Annotated in this window: 13 protein-coding genes; 10 read left to right on the top strand and 3 right to left on the bottom strand. The window is 49.8% G+C overall.

All coding sequences use genetic code 11. The features are described from left to right. The first annotated feature begins 142 nt into the window (after window positions 1-142). From FC82_RS00615 to FC82_RS00575, 9 genes are read left to right on the top strand one after another with little or no spacing between them, the layout of a single operon-like run. Complete coding sequence (locus tag FC82_RS00615) at window positions 143-793, top strand: sugar transferase (RefSeq protein ID WP_054761558.1); 651 nt, start codon at window positions 143-145, stop codon at window positions 791-793. A gap of 6 nt (window positions 794-799) precedes the next feature. Continuing rightward, a complete protein-coding gene (locus FC82_RS00610) occupies window positions 800-1,786 on the top strand; it encodes an NAD-dependent epimerase/dehydratase family protein (RefSeq protein ID WP_056995942.1) in 987 nt (328 codons plus the stop codon). A gap of 9 nt (window positions 1,787-1,795) precedes the next feature. Further along, complete coding sequence (locus FC82_RS00605) at window positions 1,796-2,566, top strand: glycosyltransferase family 2 protein (protein ID WP_054761557.1); 771 nt, start codon at window positions 1,796-1,798, stop codon at window positions 2,564-2,566. After that, window positions 2,563-3,303: a glycosyltransferase family 32 protein gene (locus tag FC82_RS00600; RefSeq protein ID WP_054761555.1), complete on the top strand. Its 741-nt coding sequence runs from the start codon at window positions 2,563-2,565 to the stop codon at window positions 3,301-3,303. The genes FC82_RS00605 and FC82_RS00600 overlap by 4 nt, the downstream gene beginning before the upstream one ends. Before the next feature lie 15 nt (window positions 3,304-3,318). After that, on the top strand, window positions 3,319-4,449 hold the full coding sequence (locus FC82_RS00595) for a glycosyltransferase (protein ID WP_054761553.1): 1,131 nt from the start codon (window positions 3,319-3,321) through the stop codon (window positions 4,447-4,449). Further along, window positions 4,446-5,426: a stealth family protein gene (locus tag FC82_RS00590; protein WP_056995932.1), complete on the top strand. Its 981-nt coding sequence runs from the start codon at window positions 4,446-4,448 to the stop codon at window positions 5,424-5,426. Before FC82_RS00595 ends, FC82_RS00590 begins: the two co-directional genes overlap by 4 nt. Next, a complete protein-coding gene (locus FC82_RS00585; protein ID WP_056995931.1) occupies window positions 5,416-6,402 on the top strand; it encodes a glycosyltransferase family 2 protein in 987 nt (328 codons plus the stop codon). The genes FC82_RS00590 and FC82_RS00585 overlap by 11 nt, the downstream gene beginning before the upstream one ends. Then, window positions 6,395-7,624 (top strand): hypothetical protein, encoded by a 1,230-nt coding sequence (locus tag FC82_RS00580; RefSeq protein ID WP_056995930.1) that lies wholly within the window; start codon window positions 6,395-6,397, stop codon window positions 7,622-7,624. The genes FC82_RS00585 and FC82_RS00580 overlap by 8 nt, the downstream gene beginning before the upstream one ends. A gap of 18 nt (window positions 7,625-7,642) precedes the next feature. After that, window positions 7,643-9,178 carry a lipopolysaccharide biosynthesis protein gene (locus FC82_RS00575; protein WP_056995929.1) on the top strand — a complete coding sequence of 512 codons (1,536 nt, stop codon included), beginning with the start codon at window positions 7,643-7,645 and terminating at the stop codon, window positions 9,176-9,178. Between the two features lie 37 nt (window positions 9,179-9,215). Here FC82_RS00575 and FC82_RS00570 read toward each other — a convergent pair whose 3' ends face one another. Continuing rightward, the gene (locus FC82_RS00570) at window positions 9,216-10,433 is read right to left on the bottom strand and encodes an LCP family protein (protein ID WP_054761537.1); all 1,218 of its coding nucleotides are present in this window, start codon (window positions 10,431-10,433) and stop codon (window positions 9,216-9,218) included. Between the two features lie 811 nt (window positions 10,434-11,244). Then, the gene (locus tag FC82_RS00565) at window positions 11,245-11,655 is read right to left on the bottom strand and encodes a peptide deformylase (protein ID WP_054761535.1); all 411 of its coding nucleotides are present in this window, start codon (window positions 11,653-11,655) and stop codon (window positions 11,245-11,247) included. Window positions 11,656-11,709: 54 nt separating this feature from the next. Between FC82_RS00565 and FC82_RS00560 the strand changes: the two genes are divergently transcribed. After that, window positions 11,710-11,967 (top strand): hypothetical protein, encoded by a 258-nt coding sequence (locus FC82_RS00560; protein ID WP_056995928.1) that lies wholly within the window; start codon window positions 11,710-11,712, stop codon window positions 11,965-11,967. A gap of 154 nt (window positions 11,968-12,121) precedes the next feature. On the opposite strand, the gene FC82_RS00555 is transcribed toward FC82_RS00560, so the two are convergent. After that, window positions 12,122-13,114 carry a ketopantoate reductase family protein gene (locus FC82_RS00555; RefSeq protein ID WP_056995927.1) on the bottom strand — a complete coding sequence of 331 codons (993 nt, stop codon included), beginning with the start codon at window positions 13,112-13,114 and terminating at the stop codon, window positions 12,122-12,124. Between the last annotated feature and the right edge of the window lie 101 nt (window positions 13,115-13,215).

Genomic DNA, 13,215 nt, shown 5'->3' with positions numbered 1-13,215 from the left:
ACATTTTGACCACAATTTTCCAGAAATGGCTATTGGTATGATAGTAACCATTTCGCAGCAACACGGCGATGTACGCGTTCTTGGTAGGCGGAAACGGCCATCAGTCGAAAAGGGGAGAATTTGATTATTGGAGGCATGTCTCATGGCAGCTAATGGCACGGTCAATCAACCCTTAAAAGAAGACTATCTTACTAAAATTAAAGCGCCGGTTCACACCCCATACTTGTCGGTCAAAACCGTTCTGGATGTTGGCCTAACGCTGGTGTTGGCAATTCCAGCAGTGTTTATTATTTTCGTGGCGTTTGTGGTGGTCAAAATAGATTCCCATGGTCCCGGCTTTTATCGTCAGGAACGGGTCGGTCTAATGGGGCAACGTTTTATGGTCGTTAAATTACGGTCGATGACAGTTGATGCTGAGGTGAACGGTGCACAGTGGGCAGCTGAGAGCGATTCAAGAATTACTGCCGTGGGCCGGGTGCTCCGAAAAACACGAATCGATGAACTGCCTCAGTTGTTAAACGTACTCCGCGGCCAAATGAGTCTTATTGGGCCACGGCCAGAACGGCCTGAATTCACCGCTGAATTTTCGCGGGTCTATCCGGGCTTCGAACAACGGCTGCGAATCAAGCCTGGTTTGAGCGGATACGCTCAGGTGCACGGCGGTTACGATTTAGATCCCGGCCAGAAAGCCGCGTTGGATATGCATTACATCGAGCACGTGAGTTTTCGGTTGGACGCTGAAATTTTTGTGGACACGATTAAGACGGTGCTCACTGGAAAGGGGGCCCGGTAAGTGGCGATGATTCAAAAAAGTAAAATTCTGATTACTGGCGGTGCCGGGTTTGTCGGATCCAATCTGGTTGATGCGCTGATAGGTACGAATGAGATCGTGGTCGTGGATGATTTATCGATGGGCAGCCTTAATAATCTGCCTAGGTCGCCGCATCTCCATTTTTTCAAACACAGTATCACGGACGCCGCGTTCATGCAGCAACTGCTGAAGGCGTGGTGTTTCGACTACATTTATCTTCTGGCAGCTGTCGCCAGCGTTGCCGATACCATACAACGCCCCATTGCGACCCATGAAATTAACGAAGTCGCTAACCTCAACATTTTGGAAACAATCAAGACGGAACGTCTCTCTGTGCAAAAGCTTCTTTTCGCGTCCTCAGCAGCCGTTTACGGGAACCAACCGGAATTGCCCAAGGCCGAAACATCGCCGATCGACCCGCTGAGTCCGTACGCCATTGACAAGTTTGCAACGGAGCGTTTTACGATCGATTATGGTCGCTTGTTTGATATTCCAACGGTGGCGACCCGATTCTTTAACGTGTACGGGTCGAAACAAAACCCCAGTTCACCGTATTCAGGGGTGCTCTCCTTACTCAGTGATAGCGCCAAGTTCGACACACCGTTTACGCTTTTTGGTGACGGTGAACAGACTCGGGATTTCGTTTACGTGAAGGACGTCGTTCAGGCGTTGATTCTTCTGATGCGCCTGCCCGAAACCACCGGTCGCGTGTATAACGTTGGTACCGGTCACGGGGTATCACTCAACACCATTATTTCGCATTTTGAAACAATCGGTGGCCACAAATTGCGGGTCACGAGAACAATGCCGCGATTGGGCGACATTCAAAAGTCATTCGCGGACATTACCGCACTGACAAAATTGGGGTACCGTGCGAATTATAGTATTGCTGATGGCCTGCTTGATTACTGGCGGTCACTGACAACTGACCAGTCCAACGATGGGCAAAACGACCACCGAAAAATGAAGGGGTGAGGCAATGACATGACACGTGTGACGCCTTTTTTCACCGTAATCGTTACCACGTATAACGCTTCGGCGACGATTGAAAGAACGCTTGATTCTGTCTTTCACCAGACATTCCGTGACTTCGAAGTCATTATTATTGATGATCATTCCAACGATGATACCGTTGCCCGCATGAACGCGATGCTCCAGCACGATGCCCAGGACAGCGTGCAGTTGATTGTGAACCACAACAACCGCGGGGTTTCGTTCACGCGTAATCAGGGCATCACGGCGAGTCACGGTCAGTATATTTCATTTCTGGACGGTGACGACCTTTGGACACCTGACAAATTACAGGTTCAAGCTGATGTCATCACCCAGCAGGGCGCGGAGTGGGTCTTTGCAAATTACACTGTTATCGATCCGCATTACCACGTCCTGAGTACCCGGTACAGAACTCCAGGAATCTATGGTTTCGAGGAAATGATTACTAACGGGAACCCTGTGGGGCTGCTGACGGTGGTCTTGAGCCGAAAGCTATTGGATAAACACCGGTTTTCAAATGTGCCGCACGAAGACTATGACCTCTGGCTGGAACTCGCGGCGGATGGGCATCAGGGTGTGCTCATCAATGCTGTTTTAGCATCGTACATGAAAAAGTCGGATTCTGTGTCGAACAATAAATTCAAGACGGTAGGCTGGACGTACCAAATCTTTCGGCGTCACAACGTCAGCCGCGCGCGAGCTATTGGATTGCTGGTCAATTACGCCCGCAATGTTATTTCTCGAAGGAGGGGCGCTTCATGATTCCGAAACGTATTCATTTCGCGTGGTTCGGTTCGCCGATTCCCACTCGGATTCAGAATCGAATCGATGAGTGGCGACGGATGCTGCCAGATTGGCATTTTTACCTTTGGAACGAGGAGAATTATGACCTTAATCGGTTCAGTTTTTCCGCACAAATGTACCAACAGGACCGATACGGCTACGTGGCAGATGAATTACGGTACGACGTTTTGAATCGCTGCGGCGGGGTCTACCTGGATACTGACATGGTACTTAAAAGGAATTTGGCACCGCTTCTGAACCACAACATGGTCTGGGGATTCTTGTACGACAACAGTTTAGCGGATGGATTTATTGCGTCACGCCCCAACATGCCGATCTTACAAACGATTCTGGACGTGTACGCAGGTGAACGCTACCCGGATATTCATGCCGACTTGAACGCGATGACGAGTAACCCAATTGTCACTAAAATTTTTATGCAGGTCTTTCCAGAATTTAGAACTAATGGTCAAACGCAAACGCTGAAAAATGACATTCAGATCTTCAGTAAGGATTACTTTTCGTACCCTAGCCGCCGGTCTGAAGCAAATTATGCTGAGCATTTGTTCGATAATTCGTGGGGTGCGGCAAATCGCGGTGCCTATGGTCGGCTCAAACAAGCAATGGCCGCTTACACGCCTTATTTATGGGCAGCAATTTCCGCTAGGCGGGGCATTAAGAGTGCTGAACGCGACGGTGTGCCGCTGCAGAAATAGGGGGAGGTTAGAATCATGCGCAAACAACTTGTGTTCGTGATGCAGAACCTTAAATTCGGCGGTGCTGAAAAATCATTGCTGACTTATCTGCAACATTTCGACCGCGATAAATACCAAGTTACGCTGGTGCTGCACACGCGGGAGGGCGAATTGTTGCAACAGGTGCCTGATGATGTGGCTGTGTACGGATTGGTTCCGCGAGATGACCACCATTTGCTGTCCCAGATGAAACGAGCCGTGTTCTTTAGAATTCTGAAGTACTGGCCCGGTTTGCTCAAACTGGTGCACCCGGTCTTTCGCCGTTCATACGCGCTAACGGTCGGGTTCATGGAGGGCCTGTCCACCGAATTAGCGGCGCTGTTTCGCGGTCCGAAGATTGCTTGGGTACACACCGATGTGCAGCAAAATGACTGGGCTGATCGTTATTTTCGCCACTACCAGCAACAGCGTATCTATCGTCAGTTTAACGAGATCGTCTTTGTATCGCAGGGCAGTTTGCACCATTTCAATGACAAGTTCGCTGTCTCCAACACAGCGCATGAACGGGTTATTCATAACCCAATTGACCTGCAGCACATCCGCGCACAAGCCGACCGTCACGATACCGCGGTGCTGAACTGGCACTATGACACGACTGACTCGTACCGTATCGTGACGGTGGGGCGGCTGGACCCGGTCAAACGGATCGATTTGTTGATTCAAGCGGTGCGACAGCTCAACGACCAGAATTTGACGTTAACCGTTGTTGGCGATGGACCAGAATTGGGCGCGTTGCACGCAGCGGCTGACGGCGCGGATAATATTTTTTTCGTTGGCTTCCAGCGTAATCCGATCCCGTTTGTTAAAGCCAGCGACCTCTTTGTGTCAACATCCCAAGTTGAAAGTTATCCGACTGCAATCATTGAAGCACTGGTCGTGCACACACCGGTGCTTGCCACCGCGAACATTGGTGTGCGCGAGGTGCTGCACGACAGCGCGGCCGTGCTGCCGGCAACTATTTCGGCGGCTGATTTGGCTGACCGGATCCACCAGCAGATCGTGACGGGTGATCAGACGCGATCGCAGGAATCGGTCGCGACAATTGAAACCATTCCAATCATCATGGCACAGTACGACCAACTTTTCGAAGAGGTGATGTCCCGATGAACGCAGCAAGTAAAATTGATGTTGTCATTCCCTGGGTAGATGACCAGGACCCTGTTTGGCTGGCGAAGAAAACGCGTTACATGCGTGAGGCCAGCATGGTGGGTGATCTGAGCGCCGATAATCGCTATCTCGAGTACGGAACACTGCAGTATGTTCTGCGGTCCATTGCGCGCTATCTGCCATGGGTGAACCGGGTGTTTTTACTCACCGACCACCAAGTTCCAGCTTGGTTGAATACGGATCGGGTGGCGGTGGTGGATCACACTGAGTTCATTACCGGGCGGCTGCCGACGTTTAATTCCAACGTTATTTTGACCAGCATCGGCCACATTCATGCTCTGAGCGACCAGTTCATTATCTTTAATGACGAAATGATTGTTTGGCAACCGTTGCCGCCCACGGCCTTTTTTAAAAACGGGTTGCCTGTTGACGCCCTCATTGAAACGGGGACGGTGCCAAAGGATGACGGCTTTTTTCACATTTCGCAAAACGGTGTGGCGTTAGCAAACCGGCTTTTTTCTAAACGCCAGGTCATGCGGCACCACTGGCGGCAGTTTTTTAACTGGCGCTACGGTCGGCAAATGGGGCGCACCGTGTTGTCCTTGCCGTATGGCGGGTTTATCGGGTTTCAGAACCAGCATCTCCTGTTGCCGTATCGCAAAACCGATTTTGACCGTGCGTATCAGCTGGTTCCTGAAGCGTTTCGCCTGACTTGGAATCACCGGTTTCGTAGTCTGGAAGACATCAATGAATGGACGGTCCGATACCTTCGCAACCTGGCGGGGGATTTTACGCCCGGGTATCTCAACGGGACGTTTTTAACACTCGCAGATTTTAAAACCAGTCCGCCAAGCCTGCCTCGCCGCACGAAAGTGATCGTCATCAATGACGATGGACACTACGCCGATCAGGTAGTAGACAAAGTGGCCCGCTTTTTAAACGCCCGCTTTCCGGAGAAGTGTGCCTATGAAAAATAAGCAACTTACGATTGTCATCGCGGCTTATAACATTGCTGGCGCTCTTTCGCGGGCGGTGGACAGTTTAGGCGTCTGTCTGAATAATGATGCCGTTGAGATTCTCATCATCAATGACGGTTCAACGGATGGAACCCAGCAAATTGCCGATCAGTTGAGCGCCAAGTACACCAACCTGACGAATTACCACAAATCAAATGGCGGCCTTTCATCGGCTCGAAATTTTGGCAATCAGTTAGCCACGGCGGCCTACATCACCTTCATGGACGGAGACGACTACTTGTTACCGGACGCTGCATCGTCACTGATGGCAGCTTTGACGCGTTTTAAACCAGACATGCTCTGCTTTGGTTACGCGAAGGTTGCCGAGGACGGTACCCAGTTATCCACCCATGTGCTCCATCGAGCTGGGCATGCGATTGACGCCCTGACAAACGACGAACTGGTGGACGCCATCTTAACGCGGGATGATGAACCAGTTGCGGGTTACTTGCCAACCAAAATCATTCGGCATGCGCTGATCTCGAACTTGGCCTTCCGGGACATGCAGTATGAAGACATGCCGTTTGTTTTTGAACTAATGGCACGTCACCAGCTGGATACCATTTACATCAACCAGGTTTTATACGCGTATGTGCAGCGCCCTGAAAGCATCACGCACGCGTATACTGTACAGTCGGTTACAGATAAATTGACCGGCCTGGAACTGGTGCAGCAGTCTCTGACACAAATGGCCACGGACGGCAAACGCTTGTCAGCAAATTGGCGGCGCAGTCTGATCAGTGTCTTGTGGCTGGCATCGGTTAATCGGCGCAGCTTGAGATCCGGTCGGGTGGCACGTCAAATTTTAACCGAGTATAAGCGGTTCGACCTGCTTGATAAAGGGCGGACGTTTCCCACGCGTTACCTTAAAATGAAGACCCTATTTTATTATTGGAACAGTCGGTGGATTGCTCGAAAGGAGACAGACAATGGATGAGACGCGTATGATGACCACAATTCAGACTTGGACGGCCATTTTGTTTGCGGTGGCCTGTTACTTGATCTCACCCGTGTTGTCGCTGATCGTTGTTTTTTGGCTGTTTTGGCTGATTCAACGGCCGGCTATCAGTCTGTCCCTGATTGGCGGTTTTTCGCTTGCACTACCGGCGCTGTCGTACATGCCGCTGTCTACGGATGATGCAACGCGGCTGTTTGCCGTTGTTGCCAGTATGCAGACGGTGCCGCTTGGTAACCTGTATCATTGGTTGCGGTTGTGGGCGCAGGATTACCTGAATTACCCACTCTTTACGGCAATGATGTACGTGACGGCGCGCCATTTTCAAAATGACGTGCTGCCATTTGTTGTCGCTGGGGTGACCTACGCGGCCATTATGTATACGGTTCAGCGTTTCGGGGCCGTGATGCACTTGCAGCCGACAATTACTCTGTTAACGACCATTGCCAGTCTGCTTTGGATCAGCTTCCTTGAACTGGTCAGCAGTATGCGGTTTACCATGGCGTGCAGTTTGGCATTGCTCATTGTTGTTCAAATTTATTTAGTACCTAAGAGTCGCCACTTCTGGCTTGCGCAACTCTGGCTGCTGGTGCCCGTTTTGATTCACCCGGGCGCTTTGATTATCGTGGTGCCCACACTGCTGACGACTTTTATGAGACCTGGCAAAGTTTGGGTTAAGGGTATCTGGGCAGCTGCGTTGATCGGGCTGCTTGGCTATTTTGTCATTTTTCAGGCGCACTACAGTTATATTGCCATGTTGGTGACTCGGTTTACGAGCTATCAAACGGGTGCGTTCAGTTATGTGACCTCGCCGCAGCGTTTGTTGCATCTGGGTGAGGGGCTCATCATTATGCTGGCAGGGGCGCTTCAACTCATGTGCCTTGGGCGGCGGGACGCACTGACGACGCCGACTATGCGGACGTTACGGACACTCTTGCTGACGTACCTTGGCTTTATCATTGTCAGTCTGCTGGTCGTCAACATTGCAATTCGCTATATGACGGTACTGCCGATAATTGGACTTTTAGGTGTTGCGGTGATGACGGCGGACCATGTCCGTACCAGTCAAACGGTCAAGTGGCTCAACGTTGTGCTGCTCTGCGGTGTTTGCGGGGCGGGGCTCATCTATAACATCAGTTTCCTCCACATGACGTTCACAACGATTCACTGGCTTTTCCCATTGGCGGGTTACGGCCCATTTTAATGCGGAGGGACGTGTAGAATGACAAGGTCGCAAAAAACAGTTAAAAATGTGTTCTTTTCCACCGGCGCCTACATGCTGCAATTACTACTATCAATGATTGTGCGGGTGTTTTTTGTGCACGATATTGGCCGCGAATATCTCGGCCTGAACAGCGTGTACGCCAGCGTGATGTCGCTGATATCGATTGCGGATCTGGGATTGGACACGGTGTTTGTTTACCTTCTGTACCGGCCTTTGAGAGGAAACGATTATCCTGCGATCCGCGGCGTTCTGCACCTCTATCGTCAAATTTATCGGGTCATCGCGGCGGTGATTGCACTGATCGGGGTGGTACTCCTGCCGTTTATTCCACAGATTCTTGGCGGGCGCGTCAGCCTGAAGGGCACGTATGTGATTTTCGTGCTGTATGTGATCAACGCGGTCGTTGGGTATCTTAATGCTTATAAGCGGTCACTGCTGATTGCAGATCAGAATAGTTACATCGTTAACGGCGTGTCATCGGGCATCCTGATGCTGGTTGATGCAGCCCAGATTGTTTTTATCGTGATCACCCATGACCCGGTGGGGTACATGGTCATTCAAGTGGCCGGCACGGTGCTGACCAATTTGATTATCACCGGGATTGCAAAACGCCGGTATACACGGGTCTTTCGGGAGGCACATTACGTCATCGATAATCAGCAAAAACGGACACTGTGGCAAAACGGTATCGGCGGGGTCTCAAATAAAATCGGCGGTATCGTTGTGGTGAGTTCGGACAATATATTGTTGGCGATGTTCACCAACCTGGTGACGGTCGGTATGTATTCGAATTATACGGTGTTGACCACCGCCCTGACCAACCTCATGCAAACAGTATCGACAGCTGTGACGCCAAGTATCGGCCAGCTCGGTGTCACAAGCGACCGCCAGCATCTCAAGGCAATTTTTCTGGAACTGAGCTTTATTATCTATACATTGGCGGGAGTTATTTTTTGTGCGTTTTACGGCTGGATCTCACCCTTTGTCTTACTATGGGTCGGGGCCAGCAACGTGTTTGCACCGCTCTTGACCTGGCTAGTGGCGACGAACCTCTGGCTGAATCTGATTCGGGTGCCGTCGTGGATGTTCGCCGATTCGTTTGGCCTGCAGTGGGTTCAGCGGTGGAAGGCGGTTGTTGAGGCCATTGTCAATTTGGGCTTGTCACTGCTCTTTTTGGTGGTATTCAAATGGGGAATTGCCGGGGTGCTCCTGGGCACGATTTTATCGACGATTCTCATCGTATTGTGGTACGAACCTTGGACAATCTTCAACCACGTTATTCCAGGCATGACACTTGGTAAATACGCGCGGTTTAACCTGCCGTTTCTGGGCCTCTTCCTGCTGGCTTCGGGGCTGTACAGCTTAAATCTGCACTATTTTCCGGTGAAAACCATGTGGCTGCAAAATGCAGCCGGCGCAACTGGCATTCTCGCGGTTCTCGTCATTGGCTTTCTGATTATATTTAGAAACAACGTCTACTTTAAACGGATGCTTGACCGGTGTCGTCACAGTTTGAGCAGACAAAAAAACTGACCCGCACGTGATGTGCTGAGTCAGTTTTTTAGTTATTTTAGTAACCGCCTTGCGTACCACCGCCACCGTATCCGCCAGTGGTCGTGGTGCCGCCGGTGGTGCCGCCGGTCGTATCACCGGTCGTTCCAGTTGTTCCAGTCGTTGAGCTTCCGGCAGCCGTAGTGGTCGTACCGTCCGTTGTCGTGGAACCAGACGAATCATAGAGGGTGTAAGTCGGGTTGTTCCCATCCGAGAAGTCAAACCCAGCCGCAACGTTTAGTTTGTTTTCTTTAGTATTGTAATTGCTGACCGTCTTTGCGGAGAGTCCTAACGATTTACGTAACATCTTCGAAACGCGGTTCAACTCTTTTGTAGTTGGCACTTGGTAAGAGGATTCTTCGATGTAAACGCCGGTACCTTGCAGGGTGGTCTTCTTCACTGTTTGCCCAGCTTGGCGATCATCCTTGGCAAGTTCAAGCATGTTATCAAAGGAGAGGTCGGTCTTCATATTGCTTGAGACCAGCGACAAGAGTTTATGGTAGGTCGAAACGGATTTGGTATTCATGACCTTTTTAATGATTGCCGTGATGACCTGTTGTTGCCGCTTTTGTCGACCGTAGTCACCCTGAGGATCTTCATCACGCATTCGAGCGAAGGCTAATGCCTTTGTCCCATTGACGTGGTGGGTACCTTTAGTAAAGGAACTATGAGTTGCGGAATCGGTCCATGAGAAGGTGGCTTTGACGGTGATTCCGCCAATGGCGTTGACGATCTTCTTTAAGCCGCCCATGTTCATGGTGACGTAGTAGTTGATTGGAACGTTTGTTAATTTTTCAACGGTCTTGATGGCCCCGCCAGCACCGGCAAGGGTGTACGCTGCGTTGATCTTTTGAACCCCTTCAGATTTTCCTGAAGCGGAATAGATCTTCGCTACGGTATCCCGCGGAATGCTGACCATGGTGGTCTTCTTAGTTTTTGGATTAATGGTAACGACAATCATCGTATCGGTTCGGCCCTTATAAGTCCGGCCATACGCGCCAGTATCGGTTCCCATGAGGAGGACGCTGATCGGCTTGTTAGCAGTGATGGCTGTTTTGTTACTATTCTTTACAGCCGAGTAGGAGCCCGATAGGCTGCCTTTCGCAGTGTAGTAGACGTAAGCAGCACTAGCCCCGGCACCTAAAAGCAACACGATGATTGCTGACAGGACAATGGTCCTGATTCGAGAAAATAGGTGACGGCGCTGTCTATGGCGTGGTGGTAATTGTTTATTCATGGGGTCCTCCTTCAAGTTACTGGAATATTATATAGAAAAATGACAGTTATGTGACAAAAATAAGACAGTATTCAGCGAATCATAAATTCCTTATTAATTATTTAAGGCTTCTTAAATGAGACTTAAAAATTAATTCAAACTTTCGCAATCGTTTTGTGGGTTGCCGGCGCTTTGAGATGTGGTTCGTCACCTTGATTGCTCGCGGTTCCGGGCCAAATTTTTGCATGCCAGGTAATTTCCGCTAATCTTTAACACGCGTTACACATCAAAAATTGGCTAGAGTCGGTTTATTGAAAAGTCACCTTTATTTACTTGTTGATTGCTCTAAAATTAAGGCATCTCAACGCGTGGTTAGTTTAGCCTTGCTTACCATAAAAAAGAGTAGGGTGCTAATTATACGCGATTCTCGAAATGAGACAAGTGTTTGTTAAGTATTTTAATGTCGGTGCTTAGGCTAATAATTGTTGTAATCCTTTACAAAACAAGGATTGGCACAGGTTTCAAGAACAACAAGCCACATTTTACATAACGTACCTTAAAATAACCTATGATTTATTCTTAAATATTTGAAAATAAGCGCCACTGTGTTCAAAATCGATTAGCAAGCAGTTGGAAGCGGGTTCTCTAGAGCCTGATATTGACGGTATTTCGGTGGTTAACATCCGGACCAAGTTAATTCGCAGCGAGCTGCAAGCACCAGACACACCAACAAATAATCCACAAAAACCACCCCAGTCCTGTCAGCAACCTCGACAGTGGTGGGGTGGTTCTTAAATCAAGCGGTATTTATAGTAGATCAAGCGGTTTGAAACTAAATGATAATGCCGTTGCAGTGGTCAATTTCGTGTTGAATCGTTTGTGCGATAAAATCGCTGAAGGTCTGGGTGTGTTTCTGGAATTTTTGGTCCAGAAATGTCACTTCGATCGTCCCGTAACGTTTGGCTGACCGCTGACCGACAAGAGATAAACAGCCTTCCTTAGCAGTGTAAGGGTCGGACTTTTTCGTAATCTCTGGGTTGATCATGGGCACTGATAGGATGCCCATTTGAACGGCGATGATGCGCTTGTTGACGCCAATCATGTTGGCGGCCATGCCGACGCACCGCTCCTGATTGGCCCGTAACGTGTCCATCAGGTCGGCGACTACTTCAGCATCCTGGCGCGTGGCTTTGACGGCTTTACGTTTCAGGAAACCCTCATCGTGGTTAATTTGTTTGATCATGGTTACGCTCCTCGTGTTAATAATATCGCTATTATAGCCGAGAAAACGCTGCCCATGCAAGTGCGAGCTTGGTTGAAATTTTGGCGGGTCGGTGGTTGGGTAAAACCGCGGAGTGGCAACGGCTTGACAATCAGTGGCACCAAAACTTCTGAAAGCTGGCAACATGGTAGCGGGTCGCAATCGGGTTCGGACGCGCGGGTCACGGTCTCAGAACCATATGTAGCGTTTGGTACGGGTGTCCGAGAGGTGGTTGCAACAGCGTTTCGGTCATCATCGAGTTGGGCGGATGGCCCTGATGACCTGGCTGGTTGACCCGTTAATGCGAAACGATGCGGCGCACCGCTGCCATGAAACAGGTCGACTGCCGCCGTAACTGTGCCAGCCTAACCGAAGCTAGGCGAATCGGTGGTGTTAACCATTCCGACCCTGGTTACGGTCGCAGACGACCTGGGTAGTACTTTAAAAATTAGGCTTCAGCGACGGCAGCTTCCTTGGCTGACTGCAACTTCTTTAATTCGCGTTGCTTGCCGCGTTCTGCTAAGTGCACTTCATGGGTCAAGAATGCGTGGGTCTTAGCATTGTAGCCGTGCTTTAAGCCTAACTTGACCAGGTAGCCGTTGATGTAGTCGACTTCAGTTGGCCGGTAGTTGTGCATATCTTGATACATAGAAGGGTAGTGTAATGGGTTAGCAACCTTGCTAACGTAGTTAACGCTGTCCAATTCTTCCTGCCGCGTGGTAACCATTTGGACACCATCACGTTCGCAAACGTCGTAGGCCTCATCGATCAACTGGCGGCTCATCTCATCAGCACCTTCGTAGTTGGCATATTCGCCCATGGTCATTTCAAACATGGTGCAAAGGGTGTTAACAACGGAATTGAAGACGACTTTTGCCATCAAAGTACCGCGGAAGTTCGTGGTCAGCTCTGGGTTGAACTGGGCTTTTTCGAGTTGTTCAACGAGTTTGTGGGTGAATTCATCTGGCTTTTCGGTGTAGTTTGCGAGCTTCATTGAACCAGCACCGCGCTTGCCGATAAAGTCAACGTCGCCGGCGCCGTTCAACACGGTTGCGACCAAGGCAGTCCCAGCGATGACCTTTTCTGGTTTGAAGTACTGCAGCAACTTTTCAACGTGCCCCATTCCGTTCATGCAGGTAAACGCGTATTGGTTTGGCTTGAAGAAGCGGGCACACCGTTTCAACATATCTGACAACTGCATCTGTTTTAAGAAGAAGATGAAACAGTCTGGATTACCTGTGTAATCCTCTGGGTAAGAGACCTTCAGGGGGACTAAATGCTTGTCTTCGTGGTCACGTGAGACGTAAACGCCGCCTTGTTCATGCATTTTCTCAACGTTTTTCTCCCAACCATCAATAAAGTCGACTTCGTTTCCGGCATCCTGTAACAACAACCCGTAACGTAAACCCATGGCGCCTGCGCCAACAACTGTAAACTTCATATGTATGATCTCCTATAAATCTGTATTTTGATAGATAAAAAAGGTGCCCGGATTTAAAATCTAAGTGCAACAAGTTCAAATTATACAAATAGGCCATGGAG

The sequence above is a fragment of the Secundilactobacillus collinoides DSM 20515 = JCM 1123 genome (assembly GCF_001435975.1).
GTDB classification, from domain to species: domain Bacteria; phylum Bacillota; class Bacilli; order Lactobacillales; family Lactobacillaceae; genus Secundilactobacillus; species Secundilactobacillus collinoides.
The sequence above is the reverse complement of the archived record's forward strand: the minus strand, read 5'-3'. Positions and strand labels throughout refer to the sequence as shown.